Here is a 24970-nt window from a genome sequence, read left to right as displayed (position 1 = left end):
CCCGCAAAGAATGATACGGACGGCCGCGATTCACGGCACAAGTTTCAATAGTTTTCGCACTATCACCGGAAAAAAAAGAATTGACGCCTGACGGCGTTGGCATAGCAAAAGGCTGCAATGAACAAATCCATCAAACTTGAAGCAGACCACGGACACTCTGGCGGGTCGTGCGGAACGAAAACGGAGGGCAAGTCCTCCGGCGGCGGCTGTTCCTCCGGCGGATGCTGCTCGACAAAGAGCGAGCCCAAAGATGCCGCGCTCGGCTTCGTACAGCTCAACGTCGGAATGGTCAAAGCAGAGAAGACCAAGCCGGTCATCGAAGATCTGCCGTTTACCCCGACGACCAAATACCCCCAAGGCCTGCTCATCGGCCTCGACGTCGGCAGCACGACCGTCAAGTTCGTCGTCGTCGATCCGATCACCGACGAAATCCTGCACAAGGACTACCAGCGGCACGACACCAAGCAGCCGGAAAAGTGCATCGAGATGCTGCGGACCATTGAGGAGAAGTTCGCCGATGTCCCGCGCAACGCCTTCCGCGTCTTCATGACCGGCAGCGGCGGGTCGTCCATTGGCAAGCGGATCGGCGCGAAGTTCGTGCAGGAAGTCAACGCCGTCAGCCTCTCCGTCGAAAAGCTCTACCCGGACGTGCAAAGCGTCGTCGAACTCGGCGGCCAGGACGCCAAGATCATCGTCTTTAAGGCCGACGAGACGACCGGCAAGAAAAAGAAGATTCCCTCGATGAACGACAAATGCGCCGGCGGCACCGGCGCGGTCATCGACAAGATCAACGCCAAGCTCCGGATTCCGACTGACGAACTGTGCAACATGGGCTACGTCGGCCTCAAGCTGCACCCCGTCGCGGGCAAATGCGGCGTCTTCGCCGAGACGGACATCAACGGCCTGCAAAAGCAGGGCGTCCCGCCGGACGAACTGATGGCCTCGCTCTTCGAGAGCATTATCCAGCAGAATCTCTCGGTGCTCACGCGCGGTCACACGCTCCGGCCGCAGGTGCTCCTCCTGGGCGGGCCGAACTGTTACATCAAAGGCATGCGCGACTGCTGGCGACACAACATTCCGGCGATCTGGCGGGAGCGAAACGTCCCCTTCGATGAATCCAAGCCGATTGAGGAATTGATTGTCGTGCCGGACAACGCGCAGTACTTCGCGGCGCTGGGCGCCGTCGAGTACGCCAAGATCGAGGTGCAGGACAACCCCAACTTCGGCGTCTATCGCGGGATGGGCGAACTCGAGTGGTACATCACTGTCGGCCGCGTCGAGGAAAAGAAGGCCGCCGGCGGCAAGGGTCTTTGGAAAGACGATGCCGAACTCGCTGCCTTTAAGGAGAAGTACAAAAAAGAATCGTGGACGCCGAAGTTCTATGCGCCCGGCACGACGGTGCAGGCCTTCGTCGGCCTCGACGGCGGCAGCACGAGCACCAAAGGTGTCCTGCTCGATATGGAGAAAAACGTCGTCGGGAAGGCGTATCAGCTTTCCAAGGGCAATCCCATCGAAGACACGATGGAGATCTTCGCCCTGCTGCAAAAGCAGATTGAAGACCAGGGCTGCAAGCTGGAGGTGCTCGGTGTCGGCACGACCGGCTACGCCAAGGACATTCTCAAGGATGTGCTCCAGGCTGACGTTGCCTTGGTCGAGACCGTCGCACACACGCAGGCGGGCATGCACTTTTACCCCCATACGGACGTGATCGTCGACGTCGGCGGTCAGGACATCAAGCTCATCATCCTGAAGAACGGGCAGGTCAAGGACTTCAAGCTCAACACGCAATGCTCGGCCGGCAACGGCTACTTCCTGCAGGGCACGGCTCAGACGTTCGGCTTTAAGGTCGAGGATTTCGCCGACATCGCCTTCAGCGCCGAGGCCATGCCCAGCTTCGGCTATGGCTGCGCTGTCTTCATGCAGTCCGACATTGTCGATTTCCAGCGCCAAGGCTGGGCGCCGAACGAGATCATGGCCGGTCTGTGCGACGTTCTGCCCAAAAACATCTGGCTCTACGTCTCCCAGATCCCCAACCTCGCCAAGCTCGGCAAGACCTTCGTGCTCCAGGGCGGAACGCAGCACAACCTCGCGGCCGTCAAGAGCCAGGTGGATTTCATCTCCAGCCGGTTCCGCGGAATGGCCGAGCAGCCGAACATCATCGTCCACAAGTTCTGCGGCGAAGCGGGGGCGATTGGCTGCGCGGTCGAGGCCCACCGTCTCTACAACGAAAACGACGTGCGCACGAGCTTCATCGGCCTGGAGCGCGTGCAGAAGATCAAATTCCGCACAACGCGCGCCGAATCGACGCGCTGCTATTTCTGCAAGAACAAGTGCCTGCGGACTTTCATCGACGTGAAGACGGGCGAAGAAACCCAAGCCGCCGCGCCGGCCGGCGGCAGCGGCGTCCTCGTCAGCCTCACCACTCAGATCATCAAGATGGGCCCGGAGGCGGGTCATCCGACGCGCATCAAGCACGGTTCAGCCGCAGATGCCGCCGCGGAAGCCGGGCCGACGACGGCTAAGCCAAAATCCAAATCCAAGGTCCCGCTCGAAGAGGGCGAACAGCGGCTCATCATCGCTACCTGCGAGAAGGGCACTGTCGAGGATGTCAGCGACATGCGCGAGATCAAGGCCGGTCTCGACGCCGTGAAGAAGGCCAATCCCAACTTCGCCGAGATCGCCGCCCGCGAGTCCTTCGCGCCGGTCGAAATCGACAACGTCTCCGATCCGCTGCCGAAGGTGACGCTCGCCAATATTCTCAAGAAGAAAGAAATCGAGCGGCGGATCGCGCTCATGAAGAATCGCGAGAACGTTCGCATCGGCATGCCCCGCGTGCTCAATATGTATTCGATGGGGCCGTGGTTCATGGCCTATTTCCAGGCCCTCGGCATCCGCGCTGCGAATCTCATCTGGAGCGATTACACCAGCGAGGAGCTGTACAAAGAGGGCGCCAAACGCGGGGCGATCGATCCCTGCTTCCCGAGCAAGATCGGCATTCCCCACGTCCACAACCTGCTTTATCACAAGCACAAGGAAAAACCCCTCGACTACATCTTCTTCCCCATGATCGACTGCATGCCGACGTTCATGGAAAACATCCAGAGCAGCCGCGCGTGCCCGACCGTTACCGCGACGCCGGAGGCCGTGAAGGCCGCGTTCACCAAGGAATCGGACCTGTTCAAGGAGATGGGCACGGTCTATCTGGACACCTTTGTGAACTTCAGCGAGCCGGGGCTGCTCGCGCGGCAGATGTTCAAGGAGTTCGGCGACAAGCTCGGTCTCTCCGAAGAAGAAAACGCCCGGGCCTGCCGCATGGCGTGGGACTACTACGACACATTCAACGCCGACCTGCGCAATCAGGCCCGTGAGCTATTGGAGCGCCTGGAGAAGAACGACGAGATCGGCGTCGTCCTGCTCACGCGGCCGTATCACCATGACCCCGGCGTCTGCCACGAAATCCCCGACGAATTCCAGAAGCTCGGCATTCCGGTCTTCACAATGGACACGCTGCCGCGCGACCCGGAGATCCTGGAACGGCTCTTCGGCGAGGAAGTCCGCCGGGGTGCGTTCGCCAGCGCCGTATCCATCGAGGATGCCTGGAAGAACGCCTACAGCGAAAACACCAACCGCAAGATTTGGGCCGCCAAGTACGCGGCACGGCACCCCAACCTCGTCGCCCTGGAGCTGTCCAGCTTCAAGTGCGGCCACGACGCCCCGATCTATACGGTCGTCGAGGAGATCATCGAGAACAGCGGCACGCCCTACTTCTGCTTCAAGGACATCGACGAGAACAAGCCGACCGGCTCGATCAAGATTCGCATCGAGACGATCGCGTACTTCCTACGGCGCCACCGCGAGAAGCTTGTCCGCCGCAAACACAAGATGGCGGAGATCGAGACGCGCCTGGCGGAGATGGAGAGGGAGCTTCGCTCGAGCCGAATGCCCACGCCGCATCGCGATTTTGTCGGCGATATGATTGAGCAGGGCGCCGTCGTGGGCGTTTGATTTATCCTCCCACCGTCAGGGCGTCCTTTCAGCAAAGACTTTTCCCGCGTATCATTGGATCGGCGGAAGCCTCGACGCGCCGCGCCAAGGCACACTCCATGTCCGGTCAATCCGATCCCCAAAACCGACTCGATGACTGGCTCGGTCCCGGGACCATCGAAACGCTTGTGCCGGACTGCTACGCGGCATATCGACTGTTGATTGCCGACGCGCTTCAGTACTTCCTGTCCAGGTTTTCCCGCAAACGCTGGGGCGAAATCGTCGGCGAACAAACTGAAGAAACCTCGGGTTTGTCCGCTGCGGTTCGTTTCGTTCAACTCCTTCATGCCTGCCCGACATTGCACAAGCTGGGTCAGGTTGTTGCCCGACACCGCGCGCTCGATGCCGACTTTCGCACGCACCTTCAGCGCCTCGAGTCGTTCGAGCCAAAGACACCATTGAGTGCCGTGCAGCCCATCATTAACGACGAGATGGCGGAGGCGATCGAATGCTATGACATTCAATTCGAACCTCGGGCGCTCGCCGAGGCGAGCGTGGCCGTCGTCATGGCCTGTACCTGGTCACCCGGCGGCGGTCACCCGCGGCGGCGCGCCGCCTTGAAAGTGCTCAAGCCCGGAGTGGCGGCGCGATTGGAGGAGGAATTGGCGATCATCGCCGACCTCGCCGATTATCTCGACGATCGACGCGCCGCCTGCGATTTGCCGGACTTTGCCTATCGCGACACGTTCGACACGGTTCGGGATGTATTGGCGAGCGAGGTCCGGTTCGAGATCGAGCAGAATAATCTCCGCCTGGCCGCGACGCGCTACGCCCACCGCGAAGATGTCATCATCCCCGAGGTATTGCCGTTCAGCATGCCGGGCGTCACCGCGATGGAATACATCGACGGCGTCAAGGCCACGCAGGTTGGATCGCTCACCGCCGGGCAGCGGCGATCACTGGCGCGCACCATCATTGACGCCCTGGTGGGCGACGCGGTCTTTTCAAGCGAGCCCGAGACGATTTTTCATGCCGATCCGCACGCCGGAAACCTCTTGGCTGTTTCCGGCGGAGGGCTGGGGATCCTCGACTGGAGCTTGACCGGCCGGCTGACGAAGGTGCAGCAGGAAATTATCGCTCGGATCATTTTCGCGGCGATGCGCCTGGATGCGGCGGAAGTGTGCCGGGCCGCTACCTCGTTGGCGGCGTCGCCGGTCGATGACTCGATGGTCCGCGGTACGGTGGACGGCGCGATCGATGAAATCGTTCGCGGGAAAGTGCCCGGCCCGTCGTGGCTGGCGCGCCTTCTGGACGCCCTGGCAATCGCCGGCACGCGGTTTCCAATGGATCTGATGCTCTTTCGCAAAACGATACTGATCGTGGAGGGCGTGGTCGCCGACGTGGACCCCCATCTATCTCTGGATGCGGCGTTGATCACAAGGGCGGTCTGGGAATTCGGCGCGGAATGGCCGATGCGAATGCTCGCGTCGCCGACGTCGCGCTCGTCGACAACACATATTTCCAATATCGACTTCGCCCGCCTAGGCGCCGCCTGGCCAGCTTCGGCGATGAACTATTGGCTGCGATCGTGGTCCGCGTGGATGAGCCGGTGATCAGGGCGCAAGCAAAACGCCCGGCGGGCATTTCTGCGCGCCGGGCGTCTTGTATATCAAGAAACAGAGATCGTCGGGAGCGATCGTTGCCAATCACTCGCGGCCGCCGAAGCGGCCCGAAAAATGTGCTGACCATACACGATCGATCCTCGCCGAAGCGAAGTTCGTTCGTCTAGGTATCCCCTAGAAAGGAGGTGATCCAGCCGCAGGTTCCCCTACGGCTACCTTGTTACGACTTAGTCCCAGTCACCGGTCTTACCGTCGGCCGCCGCCTCCTTGCGGTTGGCTAAGCGGACTTCGGGTACTACCAGCTTCCATGACTTGACGGGCGGTGTGTACAAGGCTCAGGAACACATTCACCGCACCAATGCTGATGTGCGATTACTAGCGATTCCAGCTTCATGCAGGCGAGTTGCAGCCTGCAATCCGAACTGAGGGCAGTTTTCTGCGATTTGCTCCACCTCGCGGTCTTGCATCGCTCTGTACCAACCCATTGTAGGACGTGTGCAACCCTGGGCATAAAGGCCATGAGGACTTGACGTCGTCCCCACCTTCCTCCGGTTTAACACCGGCAGTCTCGCTAAAGTGCCCGCCATTACGCGCTGGCAACTAGCGACAAGGGTTTCGCTCGTTAAGGGACTTAACCCGACACTTCACAGCACGAGCTGACGACAGCCATGCAGCACCTGTGCTAGTTCCACGGCAAGCCGCGTCACTTCGCTTTCACGAAGCTAATCCTAGCATGTCAAACCCAGGTAAGGTTCTTCGCGTTGCTTCGAATTGAGCCACATCCTCCACCGCTTGTGTGAGCCCCCGTCAATTCCTTTGAGTTTTAGCCTTGCGGCCGTACTCCCCAGGCGGCACACTTAACGCTTTTGTTTCGGCACGCCGGGCGTCAGAGCCAGGCAAACCTAGTGTGCATCGTTTACGGCGTGGACTACCGGGGTATCTAATCCCGTTTGCTACCCACGCTTTCGCGTCTCAGCGTCAGGACAGGCCCAGTCACCCGCTTTCGCCACGGGCGTTCCTCTAGATATCTACGCATTTCACCGCTCCACCTAGAGTTCCAGTGACCCCTACCTGCCTCCAGCCCGGCAGTATACCAAGCAGTTCCTTCATTGAGAGAAGGGATTTCACAAGGTACTTACCGAGCCGCCTACACGCGCTTTAAGCCCAGTGATTCCGAACAACGCTTGCCTCACCCGAATTACCGCGGCTGCTGGCACGGGTTTAGCCGAGGCTTTTTCTGGGATAGATCAACTCGCGCGGTATTAGCGCGCTCTGTTTTCAGATCCCTAAAAGGAGTTTACATCCCGAAGGAATTCGTCCTCCACGCGGCGTCGCTCCGTCAGGCTTGCGCCCATTGCGGAATATTCGTTACTGCAGCCATCCGTAGATGTCCGGGCAGTGTCTCAGTCCCGATGTGACCGGCCAACCTCTCAGTCCGGTTACCCGTCGTTGCCTTGGTGAGCCGTTACCTCACCAACTAGCTGATAGGAAATAGGCCGCTCCCAGGCCGATAGGCCCGAAGGTCCCCACCCTATGGTCATCGAGAGATGCCCCTCAATGACGTCACCAGGTATTACCGTCACTTTCGCAAAGGATCCCTTGCGGGACCCGACGCTATTCCTGTGCCCGGGGTACGTTACCTATTCATTACTCACCCGTCCGCCACTATACGTCATATTGCTACAACGTATCGTACGACTTGCATGTCTTAGCCACGCCGCCAGCGTTCGTTCTGAGCCAGGATCAAACTCTTCGATTTTTTTTCTTCGAACACGTCGCGGTTGCCCGCTCCGTGATTTCGTTGAAACTTGACAAGGGTCTCTCGACTCGATGTCGACAGACTCCTAAGCTCAAACCGTTCGTCTGCAAAACGAGAATGTTTGAGCAGGCCAGACGCTTTCGCGCCCAGCCGGCACACCCGGCCGGCCGCCAAACAGGTGAAGCCTGTTTTTGAGGCGGTCCGACAGGATCTTTTTAGGTCCGCTGCGGTGTTGCAGTCCGCACCGAACCCCACATTCTCGCGGCGATCTCTGTTTACTTGTCAAAGAGCAATCTCTCGCCCTGTGTGGCGAGCCGAGCAGTTTAAGGCACCCTCCCTCGATGTCAAGCCGCCTTCGGGCGAAAACTTTCCACGCCTTGCCGACCGCTCGGTCGTCGCAAGTCCGCGTAAAGTCCCGGTTGGCGAAAAAAAACCGGAGCCAGGACAACCCGCCATCGCCACCTTTTCGTCGCCGTTTTCAACCCGCCGAGGCGGGCACGCACGACAGATGGCCCGGCAGAAACCTAACACCGGAACACCGACTAGGGCATGGAAAATATAGCCCATAATCCAAGTTTGTCAAGCTGGGGAAACCAACTCCATCCAATACATATAACATGCTGATATATATAATGTTACGCAGGTGCGATGAGAATTGAAAATCGCGGTTTTCGACGACAGTACATATCGCCATTGGCTGCCGGCCGTATTTAGCTTGGAAAACGCGCCCGGAGGGACTCGAACCCCCAACCTTCTGATCCGAAGTCAGAAGCTCTATCCAATTGAGCTACAGGCGCAAGAGGCGACGGTAGAGTACCCTAGAGCGAGTCACCCCACAATATCAGGCCTCCATCGAGGCAACCGTATGCACAAAAGAATCGCCGTCAATTGCTCCGCCGGCAGATGATAGTCTAGCTCGTTGTCGGATTTGGCTCGAACTATCCACCGCAGGCCCCGTAGGTCTTTCAGAGAGGGGATCAATTCACAAGACTGCTTCTGGCGTATAATATCGCCTCAGATGAGCCCCTCTCTCGCTAACCGATAAGAGTCGTGCAGGGACCGGAACAACCCTGCGGCATTCCCTGGAGCGACCCCCTATGTGCGGAATCGTAGCTTACACCGGCTTTCGTCAGGCGCGTCCCATCCTGATCGAGGGCATCAAGCGCCTCGAATACCGCGGCTACGACTCCGCCGGCATCGCCGTCCAGAGCGAAAGCACCGGGCTGCAAGTCGAGAAACACGCCGGCCGGATCTCCGTCCTCGAATCGCACCTCGCCGCCGATGCCATGGTCGGCACCTGCGGCATCTCGCATACCCGCTGGGCCACCCACGGCGCCCCGAACGATCGCAACGCCCACCCGCACCTGGACTCGACCGGTCGGATCGCCCTGATCCACAACGGCATCATTGAGAATTACCAATCGCTGCGGACCTACCTCGAACATCGCGGCGTGGAGTTTCGCAGCGAGACGGACACCGAGGTGCTCGTCCAGCTCATCGGCCACTTTTACAACGGCGATCTGGAGACGGCGGTCCGCACGGCCCTGCGCGACGTCCGCGGGACGTACGGCATCGCGGTCATCTGCTCCGAGGAGCCCGGCAAGATCGTCGCCGCCCGAAAAGGCAGTCCGCTCATCATCGGCATCGGCGATGGCGAATACGTCGTCGCCTCCGACGCCGCCGCCATCGTGCAGCACATGACCCAGGTGATCTATCTCTCCGACGGCGAGATGGCCTGCGTCTGGGACGACGGCTTCCGCACGACCACGCTCGACGCGCTGCCCATCACGAAGGAAGTGACCGAACTGGAGATGACGCTCGAAGACATCGAGCTGGGCGGTCACGAGCACTTCATGCTCAAGGAGATCTTTGAGCAGCCCGGGGCGATGGCCGACTGCATGCGCGGGCGCGTCAATCTCGCGGAGGGCCGCATCCACCTGGGCGGTCTGGCGAGCTTCGCCCGCGAACTGGTCAATACGAAGCGGTTCATCATCACGGCATGCGGCACGGCGTGGCACGCCGCCCTTGTCGGCGAATACCTCTTCGAAGACCTGGCCCGCATACCCGCCGAGGTTGAATACGCCTCCGAATTTCGCTATCGCAACCCCGTCATCGAACCGGGGACGGTCGTTCTCGCCATCAGCCAGTCGGGCGAAACCGCGGACACGCTCGCCGCGCTTCGCGAAGCGCGAGATAAGGGCGCGTTGGGCCTGGGCGTCGTCAACGCCGTCGGCTCGACCATCGCCCGCGAGACGGATGCGGGCATCTATCTGCACGTCGGCCCGGAGATCGGCGTCGCCAGCACCAAGGCGTACATCGGCCAGGTGCTCGTGCTGACGATGATGGCGCTGTACCTGGGTCGGCGGCGACATCTTTCGCAGCCGGATTTGTTGTCGATCCTGACGGCGCTCGACGGTCTGCCGGATAAGATCCGCCGCATCACCGCGCAGAGCGACGCGATCCGCGAAGTCGCCGAGCGTTTCAAGGACGCCGAAAACTGGCTCTACCTGGGCCGCGGGTACAACTATCCGACCGCGCTGGAAGGCGCGCTCAAGCTCAAGGAAATCTCCTACATCCACGCCGAGGGCATGCCCGCCGCCGAGATGAAGCATGGACCCATCGCCCTGATCACCAAGGACATGCCGGTCGTCTTCATCGCCACGAAGAACAGCCAGTACGACAAGGTCGTCAGCAACATCGAGGAAGTGCGGGCCCGCAGCGGCCGCGTGATCGTCGTCGCCACCGAGGGGGACGAAGAGATCGCGTCGCTCGCCGAGCATGTCTTCTACGTACCCGACGTCCCCGAGCCGCTACAGCCGATGGTGACCATCGTTCCACTGCAACTTCTCGCCTACCACGCAGCGGTCTTGCGCGGCTGCGACGTGGACAAGCCGCGGAATCTGGCCAAGTCCGTGACAGTGGAATGACGAAGGTCGCTTCTTCTCCCGTCCGATAATTCTGAATCTGAAATGCGGCGCGCAATTCGACCGAGCGCTCGATCCGCGCAATTTCGCTTGGCCGCGTCCTGCGATTTGTTAGAATGGACCGTTCGGAGCGGAATCACAGAGCGATTCCCGGCTGTTGTAGTTCGTGATTCAAATGAGTCCCGTTCTCGCGCGATTACGCGTGATCGCAACATCCTCGCGAAGGAGAAAAAAGCCATGTGTGAAACGACCGCCCGGCAAATTCGGAAGAGTCGATCGACGCGGTGGTTGAGGCCGATGAGCCTCTCCTTCCTCTTATTCCTGGTCTTGGGTGTGACGTTGGGCGGCTTCGTTTGCGAGACAGAGCCAAACGACAACATGGGTCAGTCGAATTTCATCCGCCACAATGAACTCGCCTCGGGCGGTATCACCCCCAACGGGGACGGCGACTTTTATCGTCGCGAGGGCGCGGCGGCGGGCGATCTCATCTTCGCCTATGTGGATACCAGCGGCTCAACCACGTCGATAGACTCGTTTCTGCGAATACTCGGCCACGATGGCAGCCTGATCGAAGAAGACAATGATAGCGGTCCGCCGGGGGCGGCCCTCGATTCGAGTTCGGCCATTGCCGGTGCCGCAGTGTCCCCCGCGCAGGCCGGAAACGTCTTTTATCAGGTTTTTGAGGTTGGAGACGACGACACAATCTCGAGTTATTCGCTTTTCCAGGCGGTCGTCAACCCCGCCGCGACCGCCGCGGAGACCGAAGCTAACAATTCTTCGGGAACCGCCGATTTCATTTCCGCGGCTGTCATGAGCGGCACGCTCGGAGGTACCCCCGATTTCTTCGAGTTCACCGCATCTCAAGATGCCGTCGTTGCGGTCATCGTGGATGATAATCCCGACGACGACGGCGACTTTACGGACACCGATTTGCATATCCTCGATACGGATGGCACGACTGTTCTCGGGGGGGCCGCGGGCGAAGGCGACAACTTTGATACGGACGACGCCAATGCCGCAGGCTCCGTGACGTTACCCGCCGACGGCACCTATTATGTCCGGATCCAGGACGACGGCACTACCGCCGACTCTGAATACCGGTTCGTTCTCCTGGTTAACGGCGTCGTCTATGTGGACGCCGACATGGATGGCGCATCCGACACCGACGATAATTGCCCCGGGCTCGCCAACGGCGCGCAGACCGATTCCGATGGAGACGGCGTTGGCAATGCCTGCGAAACCTGCGATTTCGGAATCCTCAAGACCGCACCCGGCGTTTGTGGTTGCGCCGAGCCGGACGTCGACCACCAGGGCAATGGCACGATCGATTGCGGCTTGGCCGACCCGGCCCTGGCCCTCCTCTCCCGCGTCGGACTGCTCCTGGTCGCCGACGCCACCAGCAATCGCGTCATGGCCTTTGATCCGGAGGATGGCGATCTCGTCGATCCCGACTTCATTCCCTCCGATCCCGTCAACCTGCCCAGTCCCGTCGCCGCCATCCTCGGCCCGAACCAGAACATCGTCCTCGTGTCCGACAGCACGGCGGACGTGGTGCAGGCCTACGACTTCGACGGCAACTATTTGGGCGTCTTCGCCCCGGCGGGCGGCGCGAATCTGGCGATCATGGATTCGCCCTTTGGAATGGCTATCCGGCCCAATGGAAATCTAGTCGTTTGCGTTACCGCCGGCGCCAATGCGAACGCAGTGGCCGAATTCGACTCCGGCGGGAATCACGTCGGCAACTTCATCGCGCCAGGCGCCGGTGGGTTGTCCAGCCCACAGGATATTATCTTCCGCGCCAACGGAACCGCGCTCGTGTCTGGATCTGGCAACGGTGCGATCCATGCATACGACTCCGCCGGCGCTTCCCTGGGGGACTTCGCCGACATCAACGGCACTCCACTCCAGTTGCTGGGGGCGTCGGATGGCGCCGTCCTTTCGGCGGTAACCTTCGGTGACCTGCGTGGAATCGTCACGCACTCCTCCGCGGGTGCGTTCGTCTCCCGCCATGCCCCCACTGAGCTTCTCGGATTTCAAGGTCTTGCCGAACTCGGCAACGGGAACCTGCTGATCACCACGCCGGCGCGAACCACAACGGGCAACCTGCCGGGCGGGGCCTTTGAAATGACCCGGGCCGGCGTCTTGGTCGGCACGCAGATCGCGGGATACAACTTGCGGTATGTTGAATTTGTCATCATCGACCATGACGGCGACGGCGTCGGCGACGACTTGGATACCTGCCCGGCCGATCCGAACAAGTCCGCGCCCGGCCAGTGCGGCTGCGGCACCCCCGACACCGACGGCGACGGCGACGGCACGGCCGACTGCAACGATGACTGCCCCGCCGATCCCGGCAAGACCGCCCCCGGCGTATGCGGCTGCGGAGTATCCGATGCCGACGCCAACGGCAACGGAACGGCCGACTGCCTCGACCCTCCGCCACCCGTGCCGCCCGGCCCGCAACCGACGCCCGGTTGCTGCGCGCCTGGCGTATTCCCAACGGTTGGACTTTTCATGCCGATGTTGCTGCTCGGCTGGAAGTGGACGCGAAGTCGGCGGTAGCTTGAAGGCCCCGCTGCCGTCGACGATTCAGTCATAGTTGCCGATTTACGACACGGCCGTGGCCGATTGAGCGCGCACTGGAGTTCGAAGCGGTTCGCCCGCGCGCGCCGCGACTTCGTAATCTGATTCTTGACTTTTCATCTCCATTTGCAGCCAATCTGAGTGCATTCTCCCCGACGCAGCCCCGCAGAGCCATTGGCGTTTGTGTCGCAATCGATTGCGTGCAGCATACGCACACGTACAAATACGCATCAACGTAGGTATTCCACCCCGGTTTTTGCAATCCGCAAATCCATTTCGTATTGTGACGTTGTCATGCCTTCAGTAGGATGATCATCCTCGCATAATCCCCTCGCACGCCGCGACGCCCCGGACCTTCGCATCGGGGTTCGCATGATTCGACATCGAAACGTTCGGGCCTGTAACAGGCGCGCAACAACGGCTGTCGAGTCAGGAAGAAGGGAGCATGTCGAACATGAAAATTAATTGGAGAGAGTCGAAACTCGTACGGCGGCCCCGTCGCTTGAGTTGGCATCGGACTCTGCCGCTGTGGGCGTTGGCCTCGCTGCTCGGTTCATATCAAGACGCCCGCGCGATCGACTACGTCTTCACGCGGATCGCCGACACCAGCGGTGAGTTCTCGTCGTTTTCCGACTCCGGCGGACATGGCGCGCCCGCGGTCAATGAACATGGGGTCGTGGCCTTCTTCGCCAATCTTGATTCGGGCGGGAGCGGCATCTTCACCGGCAACGGCGGCGCGACGACGACCATCGCCGACACCAGCGGCGCGTTCGCAAGTTTTGAGTATGAGCCGGTCATGGGCATCTTTATTCCGGCGTCCCCCGACATCAATCATGTGGGCACAGTGGTCTTTTACGCGGAATTGGACAGTGGCGAGTTCGGCATCTTCACCGGCGACGGACTGTCGACGACGACGATTGAGGATTCGAGTGGCCCGCACGCCGATTTCGGCAGCTTGCCCTCGATTAACAGCTCCGGAGCGGTGGCCTACATGGCGGTGCTGGACGGTGGCGGGGAGGAGATTATCCGAATGGACGGCGCAGAGACGACGATCGCCAGCACGCTCGCCGGCTTCAATTCCCTGGCCCGTATCGCCTCGCTCAATGATTTCGGGGTGGTCGCGTTTCAGGGGACGCTGAACTCCGGCGTCCACGGCGTCTTCAAGGGCGACGGCGGGCCCACCATGACCATCGCGGATGACACTGGAGCGTTCCAGTTCTTTGGGGAGCCGGACTTCAACAACGCCGGGGTTGCCGCCTTTTGGGTGGTGCTGGACGTCCCGACGGAGACGATGATTCTCAAAGGAGACGGGGGACCGACGATCACGGTCGCCGATACAACGGACAACTTTGCAGAATTGTACTTCGTGTCGATCAACAACGCGGGCACTGTGGCCTACCGCGCGCGCCCATCGGGCGGCGGCAGCGGGATCTACACCGGCCCGGACCCGGTGGCGGACAAGGTGATCGCCACGGATGACCCGCTCGACGGATTGACCGTCATGGACGTCTACATGAGTCCGCGGGGTTTGGGCGAACAGGGGCAAATCGGATTTGTGGCGAAAATGTCGGATTTGCGGACAAGGATCTATCGCGCCGACCCGGACGTGGATGTCGACGGTGTCGCCGATCCATCGGACAACTGCCCGGGGCTGGCCAATCTTGATCAGGCGGACAGCGATGCGGATGGCGTGGGCGATCCATGCGACGCGTGTCCTGGGGCCAATGATGTGGCGGATGCCAATATGAACGGAATGGCGGACTGCCTGGAGCCCGCCCCTGCGGGTTGCTGCGCGCCCGGCGTCTTCCCGGTCATGGGGCTCTTCACGCCGATGGTGCTGCTCGGCTGGAGGTGGACTCGCCGACGGTCCGGAGTACACTAGGTCGTCGAACCTGCACCACGGGCGAGCGACGACGGTCGTACTTCGACACCAATTAAGGCGATCCGTGTACCCAGTCATCGAAAATTAACCTCGCGAAATGTTTGCCTTTTGGATAGGAGAGGTGCAATCATGCCAAGTAAGAGGATTCTCGTTGTTCTGGCGATCGGGCTTTTCTGGTCCGCCGACACGGCACGAGGGCAGCTCCCCAGCCCCATTTCGGCGCCGACATTCTTAAATTCGTATGCCGTCGGCGATGCGAGCGATGACGAACCGCCAGAGATTGCTACTGACGGTCTCGGTTTGTGGATCGCAGTCTGGGCCTCCAATGAGGACTTGGGCGGCACCATTGGAACTGACCGGGATCTCCTCTTCGCCCGGAGCACGGACAACGGCGCCACGTGGAGCGCTGCGGTCGCGCTCAACGCCAACGCGGGGAGCGACTCCGGAGTTGATGACGATCCGCGAATCGCCACCGATGGAGCAGGCACCTGGGTCGTCGCCTGGTACTCGAACGAGGATGTCGGCGGTGTCATTCATACAGACTATGACATCCTGTTCATTCGCAGCACCGACAATGGAACGACGTGGACAGGAGTTCAAGTCCTCAATACCAATGCCGTGACCGACGGAGCAACCCGCGACCACGGCGTGCAGCTCGTCACCGACCGCCAGGGCACCTGGGTGGCGACGTGGATTACCGAGGACGGCCCGACCAGCATGAGTGAGGAGGACCTACTCGTGTCGCGGAGCGAGGACAACGGCATATCGTGGTCGCCTCCGGCGCTGCTCAACCTCAATGGGGCCGCTGATACCGGCCGCGATTTGCGCCCTCATCTGGCGACGGATCGCTTGGGCAACTGGGTAGCGGTATGGCAATCGAACGAAGATCTCGGCGGAAACCTGGGGACAGACCACGACATCTTCTTTACCCGCAGCGCGGACAATGGCGCGACTTGGACACTGCCGGCCGCCCTGAATACGAATGCCGACACCGACATGGGAGGGGACAGTGATCCGCGCGTCGCGACGGATGGCGCGGGCCATTGGATTACGGTATGGAGATCGAGTTTGGACGGGTCCCTTGGCACCGACGGCGATCTCGTCTTCGCGCTCAGCGTCGACAACGGCGCGACCTGGTCGGCGCCCGCGCCGCTCAACTCAAACGCCGACGGGGATAACGACCACGATATTGCCATCGATCCGCAGCGCGGTTGGGTCGTCGTATGGCAGTCCTACGAAGACCTCGGCGGAACCACGGGAACCGAGGGTGACATCTTCGTCTCCCTGAGCACGGACCAGGGGACCACGTGGTCGCCGCCCGCCCTCTTCAACACCAATGCCTCCACGGATGGACAAGGCTATGATGCGGTTCCACGCATTGCCGCCGACGGTCGAGGCCAGTTCGTGGGCGTCTGGTATTCGGACAACGACCTCGCCGGCGGCATCAGCATGGAGTACGACATACTGACAGCGCGGTTCGGCCTGCCGGACTGCAACACCAACTTCGTCGCCGACGGCGTCGATATCGTCGAAGGTACCAGCGAAGATTGCGATGGCAACGGCGTGCCGGACGAATGTCAACCCGACTCCGACGCCAACGGCACCATCGATCCCTGCGAACCGCAGTGCGGAGTTTGTGCGCAGGGCGTCCTGCCGGCCGCGCTGTTCACTCTGTCGCTGACGATCGGTGGCCGCAGGCGGATCTTGCGACGGAATCGTTCGCGGCGCAGGCGCATCTAATCGCCTGAACTTGCCGGATTTCTCGCTCAACCCCCCGACAAGGCGATTGCGGAAAAGTCCGCTATTGCTGCGCATTCTTCCGCTATCCGATCCCTCGATCGTCGATTTTTCCTCATTCCCTGCGGGCGCTTTTTTCGGGATCGCTGGCACGCCGATTGCCTATTAACCCCTTCAACTATTCCATGGCTGCCGGAACCGAGCCCGCGGGGCCTTCCTCCGGCGGGGGACCTTCGTTTATTCGCCTCGCGGGCAGTACCTGAGAAACAGACATGTTTCGTCCTGCACCGATCCGCGCCCCTTCCCCGGTCTCCGTCTTGGTGGCCACGATCTTCGGGGCCGTCGTCCCAAGCATCAGTTCGGCTCACGGTCTCATCGCCGCGGACCTTTTTTCGCCAAGCACAAGCCTCGGCAGGCAGGCCGTCGCGTCGGCGACACTGGCGCCCTCCATGGACAATACCTTGTATGACGATGCCGAAGGCGACGCGAGCAATGGTGGGGGCAGCGCGATGTTCGCGGGCCGCAATTCCGCAAGCACCTACTCGGCGCGCCGAGCCTTGCTGGCGTTCGATGTATCGGCGGCGATCCCGACCGGTTCGACCATCGAGAGTGTGACGCTGACCTTGTTCAATGATGCGGCCAATACTTCGCCACAGGTAATCTCCCTCCACCGCATAGACCAAAGCTGGGGCGAAGGCACGACCATCGCGGGGGGCGGGCAGGGGAGCGGCGCGCCAGCCGCGCCGGGCGACGCCACCTGGACCCATCGCCTTTACGGCTCCGATCTCTGGACGACGCCGGGCGGTGATTTTGCCCCAACGGCCAGCACCTTCGCCATTGTCGCGGAGGAGGGCTTTTATTCGTGGCCGTCGACTGCGTCCCTCGTCGCCGATGTGCAGAGCTTCCTCGACAACCCCTCCGGTAATTTCGGATGGATCTTGCTCGGCAACGAGAACGAAGCCAGCAGTTCTAAACGGTTTGCCACGCGCGAGGCCGCCGACCCGGCGCTGCGCCCGATCCTGACCATTGAATTCGTTCCTGAACCTTCCTGCGTCGGATGGTTGTTCGTCCTTTTGTTGGTGCGGTCGCGACGACCGCAAAGGCGACTCATTCGGAGGAATGCATCATGTCCCCTCAACTCCCCTGTCACTCGGTCTTCTCACGTTGGCTCTGGGTAGCACTCGCGCTGTGTGTCCCGCTCAATGGCGTAAGGGCGGAGGCGGTCACGTTGACGGTCGGGGCCGCGGCTGACAACACGATGTACAACGAGGACGGAAACCAGAGCAACGGTGCCGGCAATTCGTTCTTCGCCGGCCGCACCGACGCCGGAGAGCTACGTCGCGCATTGATTCGCTTCGACCTGAGCGCCGTTCCGACGGGCTCGACGATAACCGGCGCAACTTTGACGCTGTATTGTTCCCGGGAGCGATCGGGCGCCGAGAACATCAGATTGCACCGCCTCAATGCCTCCTGGGGCGAGGGCACGTCCCATGCGCCGGGGGAGGAGGGCAGCGGCGCAAGCGCCGCTTCCGGAGACGCCACCTGGACCTATCGCTTCTATCCCCTCACGTCGTGGGCCGCATCCGGCGGCGATTACGTGGCGACCGCCAGCGCCACGACTTCGGTGAACAACCAGAATCAATACTATTCATGGTCGTCGGCCGGACTGAATGCTGACGTGCAGGGCTGGGTGAACACGCCGGGCTCGAACAACGGCTGGGTCATTATCGGTAATGAGATCACAGACAAAACGGCTAAGCGCTTCGAAAGCCGCCAAAGCGCCACGCCCAGCTATCGCCCGGTCCTCGCCGTCACCTATTCACCCCCCAGTCCGCCAACGGGCGCCTGCTGCTTCCCGGTCAATCCCTGTCAAGTATTGACGGAGGCCAATTGCACCAGTCAAGGTGGAACCTACCAGGGCAATGACACAGTTTGTACCCCGGACCCCTGCGCCGAGCCAACGGGAGCCTGCTGCTTCACCGACGGCTCCTGCCAGGTGGTTGTCGAATCAAACTGCGGCGGAACCTACCAAGGCGACAACACAACTTGCACGCCCAACCCGTGTCCGCAGCCCACCGGCGCATGCTGCCTCAACAGCGGTAACTGCGTGGTCACGACCGCCGCCGATTGCGCGACGCAGAGCGGTACATATCAGGGCGATAACGCGCCGTGTACCGCCGATCTCTGCCCCATCATCCTGACACCCTACCTGGATCCTCTCCCGATCCCGCCATTAGCCACGCCGACCACAGGCGTGCCCGGCGGCGAGGCCACTTATGACATGCACATTGTCCAGTTCCAACAGGCCCTGCACCAGCAACTACCGCCGACGACGGTCTGGGGCTTTGAGGGGATGTACCCAGGGCCGACGATCCTGGCGACCCGCGACGTGCCCGTGGTCGTGAACTGGATCAATGACCTGCGGGACGAGCAGGGCAATTTGCGGACCACGCACTACCTGCCGGTCGAACTGTGCATTCATGGGGCAGAAAACACGGCCAAGGTAGTCACGCACCTGCACGGCGGTCACGTGCCAATGGCGTCGGACGGCTATCCCTACGACGTATACTACCCGGGCGAATCAGAATCCTATTTCTATCCGAACAACCAACTGCCGTCGCTGATCTGGTACCACGACCACGCGCTGGGAATCACGCGGCTGAACGTGTACATGGGGCTCGCAGGCGGCTACGTCATCACTGACGCGTTCGAGCAGTCCCTGAATCTTCCGTCGGGCGAGTTCGATGTGCCGCTGATCATTCAGGACCGCAACTTCTACCCCGACGGTTCGCTGAAATACCCCGCGACTCACCAGGAGCATTTCTTCGGTGACAAGATGCTGGTCAACGGCAAAGTCTGGCCCTATCTCAACGTCAAACAGGGCAAGTATCGGATGCGGGCGCTGAACGGCTGCAATTCGCGAACGCTTCGTCTCGCGTTCTCCAATGCCATGACGTTCCATCAGATCGGAACGGACGGCGGTCTGCTTGCGGCGCCGGTCTTAATGAGCGACGTCCTGATTGGGCCGGGCGAGCGCGCCGACCTCGTCGTCGATTTTGGCGGTCTTTCGGCAGGGACGGAGGTTTTATTATTGAACACCGCCGCCGCGCCCTACCCCAACGGCGATCCCATGCACGAGCTTCCCAACGTCATGAAAATGATCGTGACGGCGGAGGCCGGCGATACCGATGCGCTGCCAACTGCATTGCGACCCTTGGACGTTCTGAACCCCAATGATGCCGCGGTCGCGCGCGATTTCGTCCTTCGCAAGATGGCCGATGCCTGCACCGGGTCGATGTGGATGATCAACGACCTGCCCTATGACACGATTACGGAATATCCGATCCTGGGGACGATCGAAACGTGGAATTTCATCAACCGCTCCGGCGTCTCGCACCCCATGCACATGCACCTCGTGATGTTCCAGGTGGTCAATCGGCAGAACTTCGAGGTCGTTAATGAAGAGATCGTGCCCATCGGCGATCCCCTTCCCCCCGAGCCCAATGAAGTCGGTTGGAAGGACACGGTCATGGTGCATCCCAACCAGATGACCAAGGTGATCTGCAAGTTCGAGAATTTCACCGGGAAATACTCTTATCACTGCCACATTCTGGAACATGAAGAGCATGAAATGATGCGGCAGTTCGAGACGAAGTGTATTCCGGGAGATACCAACCAAGACACGCTGGTGGACGGCAAGGACATGCAGTTATTCGTCGATGCCCTGCTCGGCGGGGCGATCGAGGGCACGGCGGCCTGGTGCGGCGCGGACGTAGACTCAAGCGGCGAACTCGACGCCGTCATCGACATACCGCTTTTTGTCGATTGTCTCTTGCTGGAGGGTTGCCCGTAGGCGCGATCGGCGACAGGCCGCCCCGTCGTTCCTATTATCGCCACCGCCGCAGCATGAGCAGCCCCATCGCCAGCAGTCCCAGCGACGCCGGCTCCGGTGTCAGCGAAATGCTGTTGAAGAAACCGTCCCGCTGAGAATTGCTCCCCGCGTTTTGATTGCGAAGCGCCAGGCCAAGGATCGGGTTCCCGCTCACCAGCGTGCCCGTCGTATTCCAGACTTGCGGCGCCTGCGTGTCGTGAAAGCGTGTGACGCTCAGCGAATAAGTCGTCGCGCTCGTCAGTTGAAAGACCAGATTCAACCCGCCGTCAGTGAACCCCAGCGTGCTGGTCTGGTTCGGATTGGAGATAACGTCGTAAAAGCTGTTGCCGCCGACAAAGCGAAATTCAAATTCTCGCGTGGCGTTGGTCAGCGTCGTCAGGCTGCTCGTCAGGCGAACGCCGACCACGCCGCCGCTGTCGATGAAACCGTTGTCCATGTCGATGGAGAGCGTTTGCCCGACCGCAAGGCCGCCACCGGTAAACGGCCGCACGGCGAAAATCTCGCCGCCGCTATTGGCAAAGGTCCCCCATGCACGCCCGGCGGTGTTGATGTCGCCGCTGCTGTTACCGTCGCCGTCGCCATTGTTCGCACTCGACGCGACGAAGCTGCCTTTGTTGCCGCCGGCATTGGTCACAAACGACCACGCACCGAATCCGGTGCCGCCGTTGCTGCCTGCGGTCCAGCCGCCGTTGTATGCCACGTCCGCGGCACTATCGGAACCGAGCAACGACGCGGAAACGTTCGCCACGCCGACCAGGACGAATGTGCAAAAAGTAATCCCGACTAATCGAGTAGACATTTTCCACCTCCAAAAAATACGGAGATAAATCGTTAAACCAAATGTTAACGAATTCTCTCCGGGGAATTCAATACCTTGGGGAAAACCCTAATTGCGATAAACAAAGCCTTGATATGGCTGACTAGTGCAGAGCCCCCGCCAACTCCTCGCTGGCCTCGACCTGTGGAGGAGCAGAAGGGGATTGCGACCGGCTGGGAACCACCCGCCGCCGACCCACGATGTCCACCGCGCCCGCTCCCAGGACACTTTCGATGGCGGCGACAAAGGCCGCATCGGGGCGGACGCAAAGATCCTGCCCACAGCGCACCACGGTGGTCATCTGTCCCGGCGAGTTGACCCGGAGGAAAAGATTTCGATCTCCGCGATGAGACCGGCACACCTCACGAACATTCGCCAACGCCGCCGGTTCAAGGCCGCTGGTCGCCACCTTGAGAATGACGGCCTCGGCAAGTTGTGACGGCCCGTCCTCCAGGGCGATCACCTCGGAGACCTTGAGCGACGGTTCCTCGCGCCGGCGATCAACACGGCCCCGCAAAAACACCAGTCGGTCCGGCCCGATCAAATCCCGGTGTTTTTCCAACTCCTCACTATAGACCACGGCCTCGATCGAACCGGTCAAGTCCTCAACCATGAGGATGCCCAGCTTGGAGCCGGCGTTGCGGCCCGACTTGGTGACCATCGTGCGCATGCGGCTGATCATGCCGCCGATCACGATGTCCACGCCGTCGTCGAGATCGACGAGCGAAGCGCAGTCCGCCGTGGCATAGCGGCGAAGCGTCTGCTCGTGGTTCGACAGCGGGTGCTTCGTAACGTAAAAGCCGAGGACGGACTTTTCGTGCGCGAGCATCTCCGCTTCGGACCACTCATCCGTCGAGAGTACCTTGGGCCTCGACGGAGCCGGTCCCGCATCGAACGACCCGAACATGTTCATCTGACCGGAGAGGCGGTCGCGCTGCGTTTCGGCGCCAAGCTGCATGGCCCGGTCGAGGACGGCGATGAGCGCCTTGCGCATCGCCCCAGTCGAATCGAACGCACCGGCCTTGATCAGGGCGTCGAGCACGCCGCGATTGACGTCGGCCGAGTCGATGCGCTCGCAAAAATCGAACAGACTCTCAAAGGGCCCGGCTTCGCGCGCCGCGACAATCGCCTGTACGGCCTTCTCGCCCACGCCCTTGATCGCCGCAAGGCCGAAACGAAGGAACCGCTGACCGTCGCGCTCGACCGTGGTAAAGTCCGAGTCGCTGGTGTTGATATCCGGTGGCCGCACGTCGATATCGAGCCGGCGGCACTCTTCGATATATTCGACGACCTTGTCGGTGTCGCCCATTTCATAGGTGAGCAGTGCGGCCATGAATTCCAGCGGGTAATACGCCTTGACGTACGCCGTCTGGAATGCAATGAGCGCGTAGCCGGTCGAATGCGCCTTGTTGAACGCATACTCGCCGAACGGCAGAATCTGGTTGAAGATGTCCTCGGCGACATTTTTCTTCAGCCCGTTGCGCGCAGCGCCCTCGATGAACGGCTCACGCTCCGCCTCAATCATCGACGTCTTCTTTTTGCTGATCGCCTTGGCCAGGCGGAACGCCCGCTTGCGCTCGATGCCGCCGAGTTGATTGACGAGGCGGGCAACCTGCTCTTGGTACACAATAATGCCATACGTCTCGGCAAGGACGTCATCCATGATCTTGTGCGGACTGGTCCACTTTTCGCCGTGCTTGCGGGCGATATAAGCGTCGATATTGATCATCGGACCCGGTCGGTAAAGCGCGTTGGCGGCAATGAGGTCCTCGATGCGATTGGGCCGCATCTTCATCACCACGTCGCGCATGCCCCCGGACTCAAATTGGAACACCCCCTTGGTCTGCCCTGCCGCAAAGACGGAATACACTTTCTGATCCGCGAGATCGAGCCGTTCCAGGTCGATCTTGACGCCGTGGTTCTTTTCGACGAGCGCGCACGCCCGCGCCAGCACGCTGAGCGTCCGCAGGCCCAGGAAGTCCATCTTGAGCAGGCCCACTAATTCGACCGTGGGGCCTTCGAACTGCGTGATGATCGCGTCCGAGCCAGTCGCCTTGCACAGCGGCAAAAGCTCGTCCAGCGGCTGATCGGCGATGACGACGCCCGCTGCATGGACGCCGGAATGCCGCGCGAGGCCCTCGATCCGCCGGGCCACGTCGATCACGCGCCGTATCTGGGGACTCTCGTCGTACGATTTCTTCAAGTCCGGCTCGCGGGCCAGGGCCTTGTCCAGCGTCATCTTCAAGTCGTCGTCGGGTATCAGCTTGGCCACGCGGTCGGCCTCCGCCAGCGGCACGCCGAGGACGCGCGAGACATCGCGAATGGCAGCGCGCGCCTTGAGCGTCCCGAATGTAATGATCTGCGCGACGTGACCGTACTTCTCGCGGACATACTGAATAACCCGCTCGCGGCCATCCTGACAGATATCGATGTCGATATCCGGCATCTCGTCGCGGTCAGGGTCCATGAACCGCTCGAAGTAGAGGCCGTAGCGCAGTGGATCGGGCTGTGACAAGTACAGGCAGTAGGCGACGATGGAGGAACAGCCGCTGCCGCGCGCCGCGCAGGGAATACCCTGACCGCTCGCGTAACGCACGAAGTCCCAGACGATGAGGAAATAACTGGAAAAGCCCTTGCTTTGAACGACCCCGAGTTCGTAATCGATCCGCTCGCGGATTTCCGGCGTGACCTCGCCGTATCGCTCCCGCGCCCCCTCATAAACGAGTTGCCGCAAGAATTCCTCAGGCGATTTTTTCTCCGGCGGCCGATAGACCGGCGTGTGCCGCTTCTTGAAGTCCAGATCGACATTGCACTGCTCGGCGATCCGCAGCGTATTGGCAATCGCCTCGGAATGGCCCATGAACAGCCCCGCCATCTCCTCCGGCGTCTTGAGATAGAACTGGTCGGTCGGAAACTTGAGCCGCTTTTCGTCGGTCTGGAGGTTCCGCGTCTGGATGCAACAGAGCACGTCGTGCGCGTCCGCGTCTTCGTGGCGAAGATAATGAACGTCGTTCGTGACAATGAGGCCCAGTCCGCGCCGCCGCGCGATATCGATCAGCTCCGGATTGATGGCCCGCTGCTCCGGGATGCCATGGTCCTGCAATTCAATGTAGAACCGCTCCGGACCGAAAAGCGCCAGATACCAGTCGGCAATCTTCTCCGCGGCGGCGCGATCCTGTTTCATCAGCGCCGTCGGAATCTCGGCCCCGAGGCATGTGCTCGTACAGATCAGTCCCTCGTGGTGCGCCGTCAGCGTCTCGCGGTCGATCCGCGGCTTCGAGTAAAACCCCTCGCGATGGGCAATCGTGGAGAGCTTGAGCAGGTTGTGATATCCAACGTTGCTGGCCGCCAAGAGGAGCAGGTGGTAGTTTGATTCCTCTCCCTGCACCTTTTCCTTCACCCGCCGATCACCCGGCGCGATGTACGCCTCCATCCCGATGATCGGCTTGACCCCCGCCGCGATCGCCGCGCGGTAAAACTCGATCACGCCGAACATGTTGCCATGATCGGTGATCGCAATCGCCGGCATCCCCATGCTCTTGGCCGTCTTGACCAGTTCGTCGATGCGATTGGCCCCGTCGAGCAGGCTGTAGTGCGTGTGGACGTGAAGGTGGACGAAGGGGCTATTCGAGGAATGCGACACGAATGATGCCTCCGTGCAATCAAATTGAGCCGGATATCTTATCCGGCCGAAGCCCGACGATTGTCCAAGGACGACGTCGGAGCATTTTATCACTCGGCCTTAGTAGCGGCTAATCAACTGTTCAAGG

The 24970-nt window shown here is 61.0% G+C and carries 10 protein-coding genes, 1 tRNA gene and 1 rRNA gene; 8 read left to right on the top strand and 4 right to left on the bottom strand.

Annotated elements, in window-relative coordinates:
• The first annotated feature begins 117 nt into the window (after positions 1-117).
• Positions 118-4005, top strand: coding sequence for a BadF/BadG/BcrA/BcrD ATPase family protein (locus VJZ71_13165; protein HKQ49013.1), 3888 nt, complete (start codon positions 118-120; stop codon positions 4003-4005).
• A gap of 98 nt (positions 4006-4103) precedes the next feature.
• Positions 4104-5597 (top strand): AarF/ABC1/UbiB kinase family protein, encoded by a 1494-nt coding sequence (locus VJZ71_13160; protein HKQ49012.1) that lies wholly within the window; start codon positions 4104-4106, stop codon positions 5595-5597.
• Positions 5598-5784: 187 nt separating this feature from the next.
• Here VJZ71_13160 and VJZ71_13155 read toward each other — a convergent pair.
• Both VJZ71_13155 and VJZ71_13150 read right to left on the bottom strand, forming a co-directional pair.
• Positions 5785-7365, bottom strand: a 16S ribosomal RNA gene (locus VJZ71_13155).
• Between the two features lie 723 nt (positions 7366-8088).
• A tRNA-Arg gene (locus VJZ71_13150) sits at positions 8089-8162 on the bottom strand.
• Between the two features lie 300 nt (positions 8163-8462).
• Here VJZ71_13150 and glmS point away from each other — a divergent pair.
• The 6 genes from glmS to VJZ71_13120 all read left to right on the top strand — a co-directional run bounded on the left by glmS (position 8463) and on the right by VJZ71_13120 (position 20344).
• Complete coding sequence (glmS, locus tag VJZ71_13145) at positions 8463-10292, top strand: glutamine--fructose-6-phosphate transaminase (isomerizing) (GenBank protein ID HKQ49011.1); 1830 nt, start codon at positions 8463-8465, stop codon at positions 10290-10292.
• Positions 10293-10526: 234 nt separating this feature from the next.
• Positions 10527-12851: a hypothetical protein gene (locus tag VJZ71_13140; GenBank protein HKQ49010.1), complete on the top strand. Its 2325-nt coding sequence runs from the start codon at positions 10527-10529 to the stop codon at positions 12849-12851.
• A 466-nt stretch (positions 12852-13317) separates the two neighbouring features.
• Positions 13318-14754, top strand: coding sequence for a choice-of-anchor tandem repeat NxxGxxAF-containing protein (locus VJZ71_13135; GenBank protein ID HKQ49009.1), 1437 nt, complete (start codon positions 13318-13320; stop codon positions 14752-14754).
• Between the two features lie 129 nt (positions 14755-14883).
• The gene (locus VJZ71_13130) at positions 14884-16494 is read left to right on the top strand and encodes a sialidase family protein (GenBank protein HKQ49008.1); all 1611 of its coding nucleotides are present in this window, start codon (positions 14884-14886) and stop codon (positions 16492-16494) included.
• A gap of 269 nt (positions 16495-16763) precedes the next feature.
• Entirely contained in the window at positions 16764-17669 is a 906-nt protein-coding gene (locus VJZ71_13125) for a DNRLRE domain-containing protein (GenBank protein HKQ49007.1), read from the top strand.
• The gene (locus tag VJZ71_13120) at positions 17618-20344 is read left to right on the top strand and encodes a multicopper oxidase domain-containing protein (protein ID HKQ49006.1); all 2727 of its coding nucleotides are present in this window, start codon (positions 17618-17620) and stop codon (positions 20342-20344) included. Before VJZ71_13125 ends, VJZ71_13120 begins: the two co-directional genes overlap by 52 nt.
• Before the next feature lie 34 nt (positions 20345-20378).
• Here VJZ71_13120 and VJZ71_13115 read toward each other — a convergent pair whose 3' ends face one another.
• Together VJZ71_13115 and VJZ71_13110 are read right to left on the bottom strand one after the other, a co-directional pair.
• Positions 20379-21182, bottom strand: a complete 804-nt coding sequence (locus VJZ71_13115) for a hypothetical protein (protein HKQ49005.1) — start codon at positions 21180-21182, stop codon at positions 20379-20381.
• Positions 21183-21303: 121 nt separating this feature from the next.
• Positions 21304-24843, bottom strand: a complete 3540-nt coding sequence (locus tag VJZ71_13110) for a DNA polymerase III subunit alpha (protein HKQ49004.1) — start codon at positions 24841-24843, stop codon at positions 21304-21306.
• Between the last annotated feature and the right edge of the window lie 127 nt (positions 24844-24970).

Source organism: Phycisphaerae bacterium (assembly GCA_035275405.1).
Lineage (GTDB): Bacteria > Planctomycetota > Phycisphaerae > UBA1845 > UTPLA1 > DATEMU01.
The sequence above is the reverse complement of the archived record's forward strand: the minus strand, read 5'-3'. Positions and strand labels throughout refer to the sequence as shown.